Source organism: Delftia sp. 60, from assembly GCF_002754395.1.
Lineage (GTDB): Bacteria > Pseudomonadota > Gammaproteobacteria > Burkholderiales > Burkholderiaceae_C > Comamonas > Comamonas acidovorans.
The window spans coordinates 1,579,916-1,594,756 of record NZ_PEFD01000001.1; the positions used below are offsets into that span (position 1 = coordinate 1,579,916).

General features: G+C 67.4%; 12 protein-coding genes and 1 pseudogene. 12 read left to right on the forward strand and 1 reads right to left on the reverse strand.

The features are described from left to right. Window positions 1-78: 78 nt before the first annotated feature. Complete coding sequence (locus CLV01_RS07175) at window positions 79-438, forward strand: YXWGXW repeat-containing protein (protein ID WP_099735206.1); 360 nt, start codon at window positions 79-81, stop codon at window positions 436-438. 1 nt (window position 439) lies between these two features. Here CLV01_RS07175 and CLV01_RS07180 read toward each other — a convergent pair whose 3' ends face one another. Next, a complete protein-coding gene (locus CLV01_RS07180) occupies window positions 440-1,357 on the reverse strand; it encodes a LysR family transcriptional regulator (protein ID WP_065347868.1) in 918 nt (305 codons plus the stop codon). A 274-nt stretch (window positions 1,358-1,631) separates the two neighbouring features. Here CLV01_RS07180 and CLV01_RS07190 point away from each other — a divergent pair. From CLV01_RS07190 to CLV01_RS07240, 11 genes and pseudogenes are all read left to right on the forward strand, one after another. After that, window positions 1,632-3,748 (forward strand): annotated as a pseudogene (locus tag CLV01_RS07190) (3-hydroxyacyl-CoA dehydrogenase NAD-binding domain-containing protein). Between the two features lie 108 nt (window positions 3,749-3,856). Beyond that, complete coding sequence (locus tag CLV01_RS07195) at window positions 3,857-5,038, forward strand: acetyl-CoA C-acyltransferase (protein ID WP_099734651.1); 1,182 nt, start codon at window positions 3,857-3,859, stop codon at window positions 5,036-5,038. 166 nt (window positions 5,039-5,204) lie between these two features. Beyond that, window positions 5,205-6,401, forward strand: coding sequence for an acyl-CoA dehydrogenase family protein (locus CLV01_RS07200; RefSeq protein ID WP_071954387.1), 1,197 nt, complete (start codon window positions 5,205-5,207; stop codon window positions 6,399-6,401). A 22-nt stretch (window positions 6,402-6,423) separates the two neighbouring features. Next, window positions 6,424-7,560, forward strand: coding sequence for an acyl-CoA dehydrogenase family protein (locus tag CLV01_RS07205; protein WP_099734650.1), 1,137 nt, complete (start codon window positions 6,424-6,426; stop codon window positions 7,558-7,560). 16 nt (window positions 7,561-7,576) lie between these two features. Beyond that, window positions 7,577-8,377, forward strand: a complete 801-nt coding sequence (locus tag CLV01_RS07210) for an oxepin-CoA hydrolase, alternative type (RefSeq protein WP_013804147.1) — start codon at window positions 7,577-7,579, stop codon at window positions 8,375-8,377. A gap of 175 nt (window positions 8,378-8,552) precedes the next feature. Then, complete coding sequence (locus CLV01_RS07215) at window positions 8,553-9,803, forward strand: CaiB/BaiF CoA transferase family protein (protein ID WP_099734649.1); 1,251 nt, start codon at window positions 8,553-8,555, stop codon at window positions 9,801-9,803. A 118-nt stretch (window positions 9,804-9,921) separates the two neighbouring features. Further along, window positions 9,922-10,941 carry a Bug family tripartite tricarboxylate transporter substrate binding protein gene (locus tag CLV01_RS07220; RefSeq protein WP_099734648.1) on the forward strand — a complete coding sequence of 340 codons (1,020 nt, stop codon included), beginning with the start codon at window positions 9,922-9,924 and terminating at the stop codon, window positions 10,939-10,941. Between the two features lie 65 nt (window positions 10,942-11,006). Then, window positions 11,007-12,020, forward strand: a complete 1,014-nt coding sequence (locus CLV01_RS07225; RefSeq protein WP_097203643.1) for a Bug family tripartite tricarboxylate transporter substrate binding protein — start codon at window positions 11,007-11,009, stop codon at window positions 12,018-12,020. A gap of 7 nt (window positions 12,021-12,027) precedes the next feature. Next, window positions 12,028-13,002 (forward strand): NAD(P)H-dependent flavin oxidoreductase, encoded by a 975-nt coding sequence (locus CLV01_RS07230; RefSeq protein WP_012203331.1) that lies wholly within the window; start codon window positions 12,028-12,030, stop codon window positions 13,000-13,002. A gap of 122 nt (window positions 13,003-13,124) precedes the next feature. Continuing rightward, the gene (locus tag CLV01_RS07235; RefSeq protein ID WP_012203332.1) at window positions 13,125-13,874 is read left to right on the forward strand and encodes an electron transfer flavoprotein subunit beta/FixA family protein; all 750 of its coding nucleotides are present in this window, start codon (window positions 13,125-13,127) and stop codon (window positions 13,872-13,874) included. Window positions 13,875-13,887: 13 nt separating this feature from the next. After that, on the forward strand, window positions 13,888-14,820 hold the full coding sequence (locus CLV01_RS07240) for an electron transfer flavoprotein subunit alpha/FixB family protein (RefSeq protein WP_034390428.1): 933 nt from the start codon (window positions 13,888-13,890) through the stop codon (window positions 14,818-14,820). Window positions 14,821-14,841: the final 21 nt, after the last annotated feature.

Genomic DNA, 14,841 nt, shown 5'->3' on the forward strand with positions numbered 1-14,841 from the left:
ACAAGCCCCTGTCAACAACCGGCAGGGGCTTTTTCGTTGTATCTGCATGGCCGCCCAAAGTGCGGCCAGGAGTGCATCGTGAAGTCTGTATCGATTCAAACGCCGGGCCGTCGCCTGGTTCCGGCCCTGGTCCTGGCTGCCGCCACCCTGGCATTGACCGGCTGCGTGGTGGCGCCTGCCTATCCCGTAGGTCCTTCGGGCGAGGTGGTCTACGCGCCCATGGCGCCGCCGCCGCTGCAGACCGAGGTCATTCCGGTCGCTCCCTCGCCGGTCCATGTCTGGATCGGCGGCTCCTGGGGCTGGGGTGGCGGCCGCTATGCCTGGCGCCCCGGCTACTGGGCCGCGCCGCCGCATCCCGGCTATGCCTGGCGTCCGCACGGCTGGGACCATGGCCCGCGTGGCTGGTACCAGCGTCCGGGCGGCTGGTACCGCCGCTGATTCAGGTGGCGGCAGCGTCGCCGCTGCCGCTGCCGCCCTGGCCGGCCTTGGCCAGCAGGAAGTCGATGCAGGTGCGCACGGCCCGCGTCTGATGACGGTCGGGCAGGTACAGCAAGTACATGTGGGTGCCGAAGATGCTCAGGCGGTACTCCTGCAGGGTCAGCACCACCTCGCCGCTGGCCACCTTGTCCTGCACGACGTAGTCGGGCACCAGGCCCACGCCCAGGCCCGCCAGAATGCCCTGGCGCAGGAATGGGAAGTGCTCGGAGATCATGGTCGGTGCCAGCAGCACCTCCTGGCGGTCCGTTCCCTGGTAGGCCGACAGGCGCAGCTGGCGGCCCATCACGCCGGCCGTGATCAGCGGGCTGTTGCGCAGCTCGTACAGCGTGGCGGGCAGGCCGTGCTGCTGCGCATACTCGCGTGAGGCGCAGGCCACGTAGTGCACATTGCCCAGGCTGCGCGCAATCACCGACAGCGGCGGCTCCTGGATCACGCGGATGGCGATGTCCACCTCGTCGCGCAAATGGTCGGCCCGGTTCTCGAACAGCACATCCAGCACGATGCCCGGATACAGCCGCTTGAACTCGATCAGCCAGTCGCTCATCACGATCTGCCCATAGCCGCTGGGCACGCTCAGCCCCACGCGCCCCGCCATCCCCTGGCCCAGGGACGTGATCGTCTCGCGCGCCGACATCATCTCGTTCTGGATCGCGCGGCCATGCTCGTACATCCGCATCCCCACCTCGGTAGGCTCCACGCGCCGCGTGGTGCGCCGCACCAGCTGCACCCCCACCGATTTTTCCAGCTGCGTCAGGTGATAGCTCACATTGGCCCGCGTCATCTTCAGCTTGCGCGCCGCCTGGCTCAGATTGCCGCTATCGATGATTTCCACCAGCAGGGTCAGCGAGTTCAGATCCATGGATATGTCCAGATACTTTGCTTCGCCCACAGCCTATGAAATGGGCGGGGCTCCAAAACCAGGGACACCGAGCAAGGGCCTACGCCGGCCGTGCCGCCCTGCAGCGATGGTGTCGTCCCCCTCCTCGCGCAGCGAATAGAGGGGGAAGGCGCGCAAGCGACTCAATGTCAAAGATTTTTTTACAGTCTGTCAATGATTCATGGGATTGTAAAGAACCATTGTCGTAGCAAGAATGGATGTTTTGAGTGGAAAACCCAAGTTCGGAGACATACAGATGAGCGAACAAGCCCAGGCTTCCGTGGTCCAGACCCGCCTTGATGGTGCCGTGCTGGTGGTCAGCATCAACAACCCCCCGTGAATGCCCTGGGCCAGGCCGTGCGCGCCGGCCTGCTGGCTGCCGTGGAGCAGGCCGAATCGGATGCCGCCGTGAAGGCCGTGCTCATCGTGGGTGAGGGCAAGGCCTTCATCGCCGGAGCAGACATCCGCGAATTCGGCAAGCCCGCCATGCCGCCCTCGCTGCCCGAGGTGCTCAATCGCCTTGAAGCCTCCGACAAGATCGTGGTCGCCGCCATCCATGGCCCGGCCCTGGGCGGCGGCCTGGAAGTGGCCATGTCGGCCCACTACCGCTTGGCTTTGCCGGCTGCCAAGCTCGGCCTGCCCGAAGTCAACCTGGGCCTGCTGCCCGGCGCCGGCGGCACGCAGCGCGCACCGCGCCTGATGGGCGTGAAGGCGGCCGCCGACCTCATGCTCAGCGGCAAGCACCTGTCGGCCAAGGCTGCGCTCGCTGCCGGCCTGGTGGACAAGCTGGTGGACGGCACCGACGCCACGGCCGCAGGCCTGGCCTACGCCAACGAGCTGCTGGCAACCAATACCGCGCCGCGCCGCACGCGTGACATCGAGATTGCCGACAAGGCCGCCGCCCTGGCCGAACTCGACGCGCTGGCCGCCGAGACCGCCAAGAAGAGCCGCGGCCTGTTCTCGCCGCTGAAGATCGTGGAATGCGTGCGCGCCGCCGTGGAGCTGCCCTTCGACGAAGGCATCGCCAAGGAGCGCGCCCTGTTCGTGGAATGCCTGAACAGCCCGCAGCGCGCCGGCCTGATCCACGCCTTCTTCGCCGAGCGCGAAACCGCCAAGATTCCCGAAGCCAAGGCCGCTGCGCCGCGCCACTTTGCCAAGATCGCCGTCATCGGCGGCGGCACCATGGGCGCCGGCATCACGGTGTCCGCGCTGGACGCGGGCCTCGCGGTGACCATGATCGAGCGCGACGCCGACTCCATCGCGCGCGGCCAGGCCAATGTGGAGAAGGTCTACAACGGCCTGATCGCCAAGGGCCGCATGACCGAGGAGGCCAAGGCCGCCGTCATGGCGCGCTACACGCCCAGCACCTCCTATGACGACATCAAGGATGTGGACCTGGTGATCGAGGCCGTGTTCGAGGACCTCGAAGTCAAGAAGGCCGTGTTCAAGGAACTGGACCGCGTCTGCAAGCCCGGCGCCGTGCTGGCCACCAACACCTCCTACCTGGACATCGACGCCATTGCCGCCGCCACCTCGCGCCCGCAGGACGTGATCGGCCTGCACTTCTTCAGCCCCGCCAACATCATGAAGCTGCTGGAGATCGTGGTGCCCGCCAAGGTGGCGCCCGACGTGGTGACCACGGCCTTCGAGCTGGCCAAGCGCATGAAGAAGGTGCCCGTGCGTGCCGGCGTCTGCGACGGCTTCATCGGCAACCGCATCCTGGCCGTCTACAAGCAGGCTGCCGACTACATCATGGAAGACGGCGCCAGCCCCTACGAGATCGACGAGGCCGTGCGCGGCTTCGGCTACCCGATGGGCCCGTTCCAGGTCACCGACCTGGCCGGCGGCGACATCGGCTGGGCCACGCGCAAGCGGCGCGCTGCCACGCGCGATCCCAAGGCCCGCTACGTCGAAGTGGCCGACCGCGTCTGCGAGCGCGGCTGGTTCGGCCAGAAGACGGGCCGTGGCTTCTACCTCTACCCGCAGGGCGCGCGCGTCGGCCAGCCCGACCCCGAAGTGCTGGCCATCGTCGATGCCGAGCGCGCCAAGAAGGGCGTGACGCCGCGCAAGTTCACCCCTGAGGAAATCATGCGCCGCTACATGGCCGCCATGGTCAACGAAGGCGCCAAGGTGGTGGAGGAGGGCATTGCCCTGCGCCCGCTGGACGTGGACGTGACCTTCCTGTCCGGCTACGGCTTCCCGCGCTTTCGTGGCGGCCCCATGAAGTGGGCCGACATGCAAGGTCTGGACAAGGTGCTGGCCGACATCCGCGAATTCGCCAAGGAAGACGCGCTGTTCTGGAAGCCTGCTCCCCTGCTCGAAAAGCTCGTGGCCGAAGGCCGCGATTTCGAAAGCCTGAACAAGGCAGCGTAAGCCGCCCCCGCGTTTCACCGCCATGCCCTTGACCCGCTCCGTCCAACGCAGAGCGGGCAGGGCCGTGCACAACCACAACAATTTTCCAGAGACAAGCAAGGACCGACCATGCGCGAAGCCGTCATCGTTTCCACTGCCCGCACGCCCCTGACCAAGTCGCACCGCGGCGAGTTCAACGTCACGCCCGCCGCCCAGCTGGCGGCCTTCTCGGTCAAGGCCGCGGTCGAGCGCTCGGGCATCGACCCGGCCATGATCGAGGACCTGATCCTGGGCTGCGGCAACCCCGACGGCTTCCAGGGCCGCAACCTGGGCCGCCAGACCGTGCTGCGCGCCGAGCTGCCCCTGTCCATCGCGGGCACGACCATCACGCGCTTTTGCGCCTCGGGCCTGCAGTCCATCGCCATCGCGGCGGGCCGCATCGTGGCCGAGGGCGTGGACGCCATGCTGGCCGGCGGCATCGAGACCATCTCGGGCATCCGCCCCGGCAACAACCTGCCCACCGACATGGACCCTTGGCTGGTCGAGCACAAGCCCGCGCTGTACATGGCCATGATCGACACGGCCGACATCGTGGCGCGCCGCTACGGCATCAGCCGCGAGGACCAGGACGCCTTCTCGCTGCAAAGCCAGCAGCGCACGGCCGCCGCCCAGGCCGCCGACCTGTTCAAGGACGAAATCATTGCCTGCGCCACGCGCATGGCCGAGAAGAACAAGGACACGGGCGAGATCACCTACCGCGACGTGGTCGCCACCAAGGACAACTGCAACCGCGCCTCCACCACGTTGGAAGGCCTGGCCAAGCTGGAACCCGTCAAGGGCCCGGACCAGTTCATCACGGCTGGCAATGCCTCGCAGCTGTCCGATGGATCGTCGGCCTGCGTGCTGATGGAGGCCCAGCAGGCCGAGCGCCTGGGCCTGTCCCCGCTGGGCGCCTTCCGCGGCTTTGCCGTGGCCGGCTGCGAGCCTGACGAAATGGGCATCGGCCCCGTCTTCGCGGTCCCCAAGCTGCTGGCGCGCCACGGCCTCAAGGTCGAGGACATCGACCTGTGGGAACTCAACGAGGCCTTCGCCTCCCAGGCCCTGTACTGCCAGCGCAAGCTGGGCATTCCCAACGAGCGCCTGAACGTCAACGGCGGCGCCATCTCCATCGGCCACCCCTTCGGCATGACGGGTGCGCGCCTGGCGGGCCACATCCTGCTGGAAGGCCAGCGCCGCAAGGCCAAGTGGGGCGTGGTCACCATGTGCATCGCAGGTGGCATGGGCGCCGCAGGCCTGTTCGAAATTTATTGAATAAGCACCCCCTGAGCGGCTGGCGCCGCTTCCCCCTCTCTCGCTTCGCGGGAGGGGAACGACGCCCTTGCTGCGGGGCGGCCCTTGCTCGGCGTCCCTCGCTTAGGGCATGCCAATTTCAGGGCTGCAAACGGCTTACAACGCCACGGATTACTGGGGAATAGCAATGGATTTGCAATTTACGACTGAAGAACTGGCCTTCCGCGACGAGGTTCGCGGCTTCCTCAAGGACAAGCTGCCCGAGGACCTGTCGCACAAGGTCAAGAACGGCCTGCAACTGAGCAAGCAGGACATGGAGCGCTGGCACGCCATCCTCAACGAGCGCGGCTGGCTGGCCAACCACTGGCCCGAGCAGCACGGCGGCCCGGGCTGGAGCGCGGTGCAGAAGTTCATCTTCGAGCATGAATGCGCGCTGGCGGGCACGCCGCGCATCGTGCCCTTCGGGCTGAGCATGCTGGGCCCCGTCCTGATCAAGTACGGCAACGAGGCGCAGAAGGCCCACTGGCTGCCGCGCATCCTCAATGGCGCCGACTGGTGGTGCCAGGGCTATTCGGAGCCGGGTTCGGGCTCGGACCTGGCCTCGGTCAAGACGTCGGCCGTGCGCGATGGCGATCACTACATCGTCAACGGCCAGAAGACCTGGACCACGCTGGGCCAGCACGCCAACATGATCTTCTGCCTGGTGCGCACCAATCGCGAAGCCAAGGCGCAGCAGGGCATCAGCTTCCTGCTGGTGGACATGAACTCGCCCGGCGTGGAAGTGCGCCCCATCATCACGCTGGACGGCGAGCACGAGGTCAACGAAGTCTTCTTCACCGACGTCAAGGTGCCCGTGGAAAACCTGGTCGGCGAGGAGAACAAGGGCTGGACCTACGCCAAGTACCTGCTGACCTACGAGCGCACCAACATCGCGGGCGTGGGCTTCTCGGTGGCCGGCCTGGAAAAGCTCAAGGCCGTCGCCGGCCGCATGCTGCGCAACGGCAAGCCGCTGACGCAGGACCCGCTGTTCGCGGCCCGCCTTGCCAAGGTCGAGATCGACCTGGAGAACATGAAGACCACCAACCTGCGCGTGATCGCCGCCGTGGCCGGCGGCGGCGTGCCGGGCGCCGAAAGCTCCATGCTCAAGATCCGCGGCACCGAGATCCGCCAGGAAATCCTGTCCCTGGTGCGCCGCGCCATGGGACCCTACGCCGCGCCCTTCATCGAAGAGGCCCTGCAGGCCGGCTACGACCAGCCTGCCATCGGCGACGCGGCTGCCGCCACGGCCGCCGCCGCGTACTTCAACTACCGCAAGCTGTCGATCTTCGGCGGCTCCAACGAAATCCAGAAGAACATCATCTCCAAGATGATCTTGGGCCTGTGATCGGCAGCAAGGAAAACGGAACATGAACTTCGAACACACCGAAGACCGCCGCATGCTGGCGGACAGCCTCAACCGCTTCGTCTCCGAGCAGTACGCCATCGAGGCGCGCAACCACGTCGCCTATGGCGAGGAAGGCCACAGCCCGCTGCTGTACGGGCAGTTCGCGGACATCGGCGCCATCGGCGCGCTGTTCCCCGAGGACGCTGGCGGCTTCGGCGGCCAGGGCTTCGACATCAGCGTGGTCTTCGAATGCCTGGGCCGCGGCCTGGTGGCCGAGCCGCTGCTGGGCGCCCTGGTCGTGGGCCAGGCCCTGATCGCGGCCGGCAGCGATGCGCAAAAGGAACAGCTGGCAGCCATCATCGGCGGCACGTCCATCGCGGCCCTGGCCCATGACGAGCCCGGCAGCCACTACGAACTCAACAACGTCGCCACCACGGCCGTGCGCAGCGGCGACGGCTGGGTGCTGAACGGCGCCAAGGGCGTGGTCGCCTTCGGCGAGAAGGCCGACCTGCTGCTGGTCTCGGCCCGCACCTCGGGCAGCCAGTACGACGAGGCCGGCATCAGCCTGTTCCTGGTCCCCGGCAATGCCGCAGGCATCCAAAGGCGCGGCTACAACCGCATCGAGGGCGGCCGCGCGGCCGAGCTGGTGCTGGACAAGGTGCAGGTCGGCGCAGACGCCCTGCTGGGCGAAGAAGGCCAGGGCCTGTCCCTGCTGGAACGTATCAGCGGCTACGCCGTGCTGGCGCTGACCGCCGAGGCCGTGGGCGCCATGGACGTGGCCAAGGACCAGACGCTGGAGTACCTGCGCACGCGCAAGCAGTTCGGCGTGCCCATCGGCAGCTTCCAGGCCCTGCAGCACCGCATGGCCGACCTGCTGCTGGAAGTGGAGCAGGCGCGCTCGGCCGTGATCAACGCGGCCGCCGCCATTGCGGACGAAGACCGCGTGGCGCGCGAGAAGGCCCTGTCGGCCGCCAAGTACAGCATCGGCCGCATCGGCACCCTGGTGGCCGAGGAAAGCATCCAGATGCATGGCGGCATCGGCATGACCTGGGAGCTGCCCCTGGCCCACTACGCCAAGCGCCTGGTCATGATCGACCACCAGTTCGGCGACGAGGACCACCACCTCTCCCGCTACATCGCCCTGGGCGCCCAGCACTGAGCCAAGGAAAGCCGCCATGACCGAAGCGAACCAAGTCCTGCTGACCCGCCGCGAAGGCGCCGTGCTGGTGCTGTCCAACAACAACGTGGCCGCGCGCAATGCGCTGTCGCCCGAGTTCTACGCGGCCGTCTCGGCGGCGCTCAAGAGCGCGGCGACCGACCCCACCGTGGGCGCCGTGGTGCTCACGGGCGAGGGCGGCCACTTCTGCGCGGGCGGCGACCTGCGCCAGCTGGCCAAGCGCCGCGAGCTGCCGGTGCAGGAGCGACGTGCCAAGCTCGAAGGCCTGCATGACCTGATCCGCAGCGTGCGCGACTTTCCCAAGCCCGTGATCGCCGCGGTCGAAGGCGCGGCGGCCGGCGCGGGCCTGTCGCTGGCCCTGGCCTGCGACATGCTGGTGGCGGCGAAGAACGCCGTGTTCTCGGTCGCCTACGTCAAGGTCGGCCTCACGCCCGATGGCGGCGCCACCGCCTTCCTGGCCGAGTTCGTCTCGCGCCAGGTGCTGACCGAGCTGTGCCTGACCGGCGAGCGCATCAGCGGCGAGCGCCTGCATGCCCTGGGCCCCGTCAACCGCCTGTCCGAACCGGGCCAGGCCCAGGCCGACGCCGTGGCGCTGGCCGCCCAGGTGGCCACCGGCCCCGACCAGGCCATGGCCCTGATCAAGGACCTGTGCCGCCAGGCGCCGCGCAACACGCTGGAAGAGCAGCTGGAGCTGGAGGCGCAGTACATGGTGCGCTCGCAGGAGAGCGAGGAATCGCGCGAAGGCATTGGCGCCTTCCTCGAAAAGCGCGCTGCCGACTTCACCAAGCTGCGCGGCTGAAATGAAGCACCCCCTGAGCGGCTGCGCCGCTTCCCCCTCTCTCGCTACGCGGGAGGGGGACGGCGCCCTCGCTGCGGGGCGGCCCTTGCTAGGCGCCCCGGGTTTGGGCCACGCCAGTTGCAAGGGTTATGAGCCGTATGGACGTTGTTGAATAGAGGAATCTCAAGGAGACAAGATGGCAAGCAAGGAAAAATCGGGCGACATCGACTTCCCGCTGGAGGGTGTGCGCGTGCTCGACCTCTCGCGCGTGTTCGCGGGGCCGCTGTGCGGCATGGTGCTGGCCGACTTCGGCGCCGAAGTGGTCAAGGTCGAGCACCCGGGCCGCGGCGACGACACGCGCGACTGGGGCCTGCGCATCGGCAAGACCGAGACCACCTACTACAACAGCATGAACCGCAACAAGCGGTCCATCACGCTGGACCTGCAGACCCCCGAGGGCGTGAAGATCGTCCACGACCTGCTGCCCCAGTTCGACGTGGTCATCCACAACTTCAAGACCGGCGGCGCCGAGAAGCTGGGCCTGGGCTACGAACAGCTCAAGGCCATCAAGCCCGGCATCATCTACTGCGCCGTGGCCGGCTATGACAGCAGCGGCCCCGAGGCCAAGCGCCCCGGCTACGACCTGGTCATCCAGGGCGAGGCCGGCCTCATGGCGCTCAACGGCGAGGCCGGCACGCCGCCGCTCAAGTTCGGCGTGGCCGTGGTCGATCTCATGACCGGCATGTACGCGGCCCAGGCCATCCTGGCCGCGCTGTTCCGCCGCGAGCGCACGGGCAAGGGCCGCCTCATCGAGATGGCGCTGTACGACAGCGGCATCATGATCACCGGCTACTACGGCCTGGACGCCATGCAGCTCGGCCACGACCCCGAGCGCTACGGCAATGCCCACCCCTCCATCGTTCCCTACGGCATGTACGAGGCGGCCGACGGCCCGCTGATCATCGCCGTGGGCAACAACGCCCAGTTCGACAAGTTCTGCCGCCAGGTGGTGATGCGCCCCGACATCGTCGAGGACGAGCGTTTCTCCACCAACGTCAACCGCGCCAAGAACCGCCTGGAGCTGGGCCCCATGCTCAAGGAACTGATCCGCTCCTTCCCGCGCGATCTGCTGCTGGAGCGCCTGACGGCCGCCGGCATCCCCTGCGGCCGCGTGGCCGGCCTGCACGAGGCCCTGACCAGCGAGCGCACGCGCCGTGGCGGCCTGCTGCAGGACATGCCCCACCCCGTGGTCGGCACCACGCCCGTGTTCGCGCCGCCCTACCGCCTGGACGGCCAGCGCCTGCCCATCCGCCATGCACCGCCCACGCTGGGCGAGGGCACGCGCGAGGTGCTGCACCGGCTGCTGAGCATGAGCGACGAGCAGCTGCAGCAGCTGCAGTCCAAGGGCGTGCTGACCCTGCCCGAGACCCCCGCGCAACAGGGATAAGAGGACCGATCACGCGACTGATTCCACGGGGGCCATTGATGCCCGGCTCCCGACCCGCCAGGTTTGCATGCCGCACCAAGACGGCACCCATAGACAGCAATACCCAGGAGACAAAACCATGAGCAACCAAGTCACACGCCGCGACATTCTTCAAGGGCTGGCCGCCATCGGCGGCACCAGCCTGCTGGCCACGGGCGGCACCAGCGCCCTCGCACAGGCCGGCAAGCCGGCAGCGTGGCCCACCAAGCCCATCCGCGTGGTCGTGCCCTTCAACGCGGGCGGCGCCACCGACATCATTGCGCGCACCATCGGCGAGGCCCTGGCCAAGCGCGTGGGCCAGCCCGTGGTCATCGACAACCGCGCGGGCGCGGCCGGCATCCTGGGCACGGACGCCGTGGTCAAGGCGCCCGCCGACGGCCACACCCTGCTGGTCTCGCTCAGCACCTCCATGCTGATCAACCAGTTCCTCTACACCAAGTTGCCCTACAACCCGCAAAAGGACATCGCCCTGGTCACCCAGATCGCGGCGGCGCCCGTCACCCTGGTGGTCCATCCCTCGGTGCCGGCCAACAACATGAAGGAGCTGCTGGCCTACGTGAAGGCCAACAAGGGCAAGCTCTCGTACGGCTCCTGGGGCGTGGGCTCGTATGCCCACCTGGCCGGTGCCTACATGAGCAAGACCATGGACGCCGACATGACCCACGCCGCCTACAAGGGCGAGGCGCCCATGATCCAGGAGCTGATCGGCGGCCAGCTGCAGATGTGCTTTTCCAGCGCCCTCAACACCAAGCCCTTCATCGACTCGGGCAAGCTCAAGGCCATCGGCGTCACGGGCAAGGAGCGCATGGAAATCCTGCCCAAGCTGCCCACCATCCATGAGCAGGGCGTGACCGACGACGCCTACGCCATCTACGGCTGGGTGGCCATGGGCGCACCGGCCGGCGTGCCCAAGGAGATCGTGGACCAGCTCTACGGCCACCTGCGCGAAATCGCCAAGGACCCCAAGGTGCTGGAGCGCACCGTGGGCGCAGGCTTCATGCCGCTGATGAACAGCCCGCAGGCCTTCCGCGAGAACTACCAGCGCGACATGCCGATCTGGAAGGCGCTGGTGGAAGAAGCCGGCGCGAAGCTTGATTGATTTTTCCGGCCCGCGGCAGCGGGCCGCCACCGACGACTGCTGAGACAGCTTTGAGAGGAGACTTCATGTACCCGCGCAATCCCGCATCCCCGGCACGCCCCACGCGGCGCAGCGTTCTGGCCCTGGCCGCAGCCCCGCTGCTGGCCGGCATGGCCGGCGGCGCCCTGGCCGAGACCGGCTGGCCCAGCAAGATGCTGCGGCTGGTCGTGCCCTTCCCGGCGGGCGGCCCCACCGACACGGCATCGCGCATCGTGGGCCAGAAGCTGGGCGAGCGCCTCAAGCAGACCGTGGTGGTGGAAAACCGCCCTGGCGCCTCCGGCTCCATCGCGGCCGTGCAGGTCGCCAAGAGCCCCGCCGACGGCTACACGCTGATGATGCTGGCCACGCCCACGCTGCTGGCGCCGCACCTGTACAAGAAGGCCGGCTACGACACCGTCAAGGACTTCACGCCCGTGGCCACGGTCTATGACCTGCCCATCGTCATCGTGGTCAACCCCACGCTGCTGCCCGATGTCACCGACCTCAAGAGCCTGATCGCCCACGCCAAGGCCCAGAAGGTCGCGCTCAACTACACCAGCTCGGGCGCCGGCAGCTTCGGCCACCTGAGCATGGAGCTGCTCAAGCAGATGGCCGGCTTCGACATGCAGCACGTACCCTACAAGGGCGGCGTGCCCGCCATCACCGACACCATCGGCGGCCAGGTGCCCATCATGTATGCCGACCTCGTGGCCGCGCTGCCCCATATCCAGGCCGGCAAGCTGCGCGCCATCGCCGTGGGCTCGCCCCAGCGCGTGGCCATGCTGCCCGACACCAAGACCATTGCCGAGCAGGGCATCAAGGGCTACGACGCTGTCTCCTGGGGCGGCCTGCTGGCGCCCAAGGGCACGCCCAAGGCCGTGGTCGACCGCATCGCCAGCGAAGTGCAGCAGATCCTGGCCGACAAGGACATCCAGGAAAAGCTGCTCAACGCAGGCGCCATCGCCGCCTACCAGAACCCCGCCCAGCTGGGCCAGCGCATCCAGCAGGACTACACGCGCTGGGGCCAGCTGATCCGCGACAAGGGCATTGCAGTGGAGTGACATCGACATGAAGACACGCATCACCGAACTCTTTGGCATCGAGCACCCCATCATCCAGGGCGGCATGCACCATGTGGGCCTGGCCGAGCTGGCCGCCGCCGTCTCCAACGCGGGCGGCCTGGGGCTGATCACGGGCCTGACCCAGCGCACGCCCGAGCTGCTGGCGCGCGAGATCGCGCGCTGCCGCGAGATGACGGACAAGCCCTTCGGCGTCAACCTGACCTTCCTGCCCTCGGTCAACCCGCCCGACTACCCGGGCTACGTCAAGGCCATCATCGAAGGCGGCGTCAAGGTCGTGGAGACGGCGGGCAACAACCCGCAGAAATGGCTGCCCGCGCTCAAGGAAGCCGGCATCAAGGTCATCCACAAGTGCACCTCGGTGCGCCATGCGCTCAAGGCCGAGGCCATCGGCTGCGACGCCATCAGCGTGGACGGCTTCGAATGCGGCGGCCATCCGGGCGAGGACGACATCCCCAATTTCATCCTGCTGCCGCGCGCGGCCGAAGAACTGAAGATTCCCTTTGTCGCCTCGGGCGGCATGGCCGACGGCCGCTCGCTGGTGGCTGCGCTGGCGCTGGGCGCCGAGGGCATCAACATGGGCACGCGCTTCATCGCCACGCAGGAAGCGCCCGTGCACGACAACGTCAAGCAGGCCATCGTCGCGGCCAGCGAGCTGGACACGCGCCTGGTCATGCGCCCGCTGCGCAACACCGAGCGCGTGCTGACCAACCCGGCCACCGAGCGCCTGCTGCAAAAGGAGCGCGAGCTGGGCGCGGCCATCACCTTCGCCGACATCGCGCCCGAAGTGGCCGGCGTCTATCCGCGCATCATGCATGACGGCGACATGGACGCAGGCGTCTGGTCCTGTGGCATGGTGGCCGGCCTGATCAACGACGTGCCCACGGTCCAGCAGCTGATCTCCGGCATCATGGACCAGGCCCATGCACTGATCAACGAGCGGTTGGCCGGCCTGGCCCGCTGACCGCCCATCTTCACAGGGCTTACGCAAACAGGATGCGACAACGTGCTGCGCCCCATGGCAAGCCGCTTGCCTTGTTCCTTCTTGCGTAGGTCGTACTTCAAAAACCAGGAAAGAGCTTTCTCATGAAAATCCTTGTACCCGTCAAACGTGTCGTGGACTACAACGTGAAGGTCCGCGTGAAGTCGGACGGCACGGGCGTGGACATCGCCAACGTCAAGATGAGCATGAACCCCTTTGACGAAATCGCCGTCGAAGAAGCCGTTCGCCTCAAGGAAAAGGGCGTGGCCACCGAAGTCATCGCCGTCTCCTGCGGCGTGGCCCAGTGCCAGGAAACCCTGCGCACGGCCATGGCCATCGGTGCCGACCGCGGCATCCTGGTGGAGACCACCGAGGAGCTGCAGCCCCTGGCCGTCGCCAAGCTGCTCAAGGCCCTGGTGGACAAGGAGCAGCCCGGCCTGATCATCCTGGGCAAGCAGGCCATCGACGACGACGCCAACCAGACCGGCCAGATGCTGGCGGCCCTGGCCGACCTGCCGCAAGCCACCTTCGCCTCCAAGGTCGAAGTCGCTGGCGACAAGGTGAACGTGACCCGCGAAGTGGACGGCGGCCTGGAAACCCTGGCCCTGAGCCTGCCGGCCGTCATCACCACCGACCTGCGCCTGAACGAGCCGCGCTACGTCACGCTGCCCAACATCATGAAGGCCAAGAAAAAGCAGCTGGACACCGTCAAGCCTGAAGAGCTGGGCGTGGATGTGGCCCCGCGCCTGAAGACGCTCAAGGTGGCCGAGCCCGCCAAGCGCGGTGCTGGTGTCAAGGTGCCGGACGTTGCCACGCTGGTGTCCAAGCTCAAGAACGAAGCCAAAGTGATCTAAGGAAGACAGCGACATGACATCCCTCGTTATTGCAGAACACGACAACGCTTCCATCAAGAGCGCCACGCTCAACACCGTCACTGCGGCCCTGGCCTGCGGCGGCGACGTGCATGTGCTGGTGGCGGGCGAGAATGCCGGCGCCGCTGCGCAGGCCGCAGCCCAGATCGCTGGCGTGTCCAAGGTCATCCACGCCGACGGCGCCAGCCTGAAGGACGGCCTGGCAGAGAACATTGCGGCGCAAGTGCTGGCAATCGCTTCGAACTACAGCCACATCCTGTTCCCCGCCACCGCCAGCGGCAAGAACGCTGCGCCGCGCGTGGCCGCCAAGCTGGACGTGGCCCAGATCAGCGACATCACCAAGGTGGACAGCGCCGATACCTTCGAGCGCCCCATCTACGCCGGCAACGCCATTGCCACGGTGCAAAGCAGCGACAAGATCAAGGTCATCACTGTGCGCGGCACGGGCTTTGACGCAGCGGCCACCACGGGCGGCAGCGCCCAGGTGGAGCAGCTGGCCGCCGCTGGCGACAACGGCAAGAGCAGCTTCGTGGGCCGCGAGGTCACCAAGAACGACCGCCCGGAACTGACGGCCGCCAAGATCATCGTCTCCGGCGGCCGCGCGCTGGGCAGCAGCGAGAAGTTCAACGAAGTCATGACCCCCCTGGCCGACAAGCTGGGCGCCGCCATCGGTGCCAGCCGCGCAGCGGTGGACGCAGGCTATGCGCCCAATGACCTGCAGGTCGGCCAGACCGGCAAGATCGTCGCGCCCCAGCTGTACATTGCGGCCGGTATTTCCGGCGCCATCCAGCACTTGGCCGGCATGAAGGACTCCAAGGTGATCGTGGCGATCAACAAGGACCCCGAGGCACCGATCTTCTCGGTGGCCGACTACGGCCTGGAGGCCGACCTGTTCCAGGCCGTGCCCGAGCTGGTGCAGTCGCTGTAAGAACGCAAGGCACCGCACCGG

Coding starts and splice junctions, on each gene's coding strand:
- CLV01_RS07200 (WP_071954387.1), top strand. CDS start 5,205: ATGGATTTGCAATTTACGACTGAAGAACTGGCCTTCCGCGACGAGGTT.
- CLV01_RS07235 (WP_012203332.1), top strand. CDS start 13,125: ATGAAAATCCTTGTACCCGTCAAACGTGTCGTGGACTACAACGTGAAG.
- CLV01_RS07215 (WP_099734649.1), top strand. CDS start 8,553: ATGGCAAGCAAGGAAAAATCGGGCGACATCGACTTCCCGCTGGAGGGT.
- CLV01_RS07210 (WP_013804147.1), top strand. CDS start 7,577: ATGACCGAAGCGAACCAAGTCCTGCTGACCCGCCGCGAAGGCGCCGTG.
- CLV01_RS07240 (WP_034390428.1), top strand. CDS start 13,888: ATGACATCCCTCGTTATTGCAGAACACGACAACGCTTCCATCAAGAGC.
- CLV01_RS07225 (WP_097203643.1), top strand. CDS start 11,007: ATGTACCCGCGCAATCCCGCATCCCCGGCACGCCCCACGCGGCGCAGC.
- CLV01_RS07180 (WP_065347868.1), bottom strand. CDS start 1,357: ATGGATCTGAACTCGCTGACCCTGCTGGTGGAAATCATCGATAGCGGC.
- CLV01_RS07205 (WP_099734650.1), top strand. CDS start 6,424: ATGAACTTCGAACACACCGAAGACCGCCGCATGCTGGCGGACAGCCTC.
- CLV01_RS07195 (WP_099734651.1), top strand. CDS start 3,857: ATGCGCGAAGCCGTCATCGTTTCCACTGCCCGCACGCCCCTGACCAAG.
- CLV01_RS07220 (WP_099734648.1), top strand. CDS start 9,922: ATGAGCAACCAAGTCACACGCCGCGACATTCTTCAAGGGCTGGCCGCC.
- CLV01_RS07230 (WP_012203331.1), top strand. CDS start 12,028: ATGAAGACACGCATCACCGAACTCTTTGGCATCGAGCACCCCATCATC.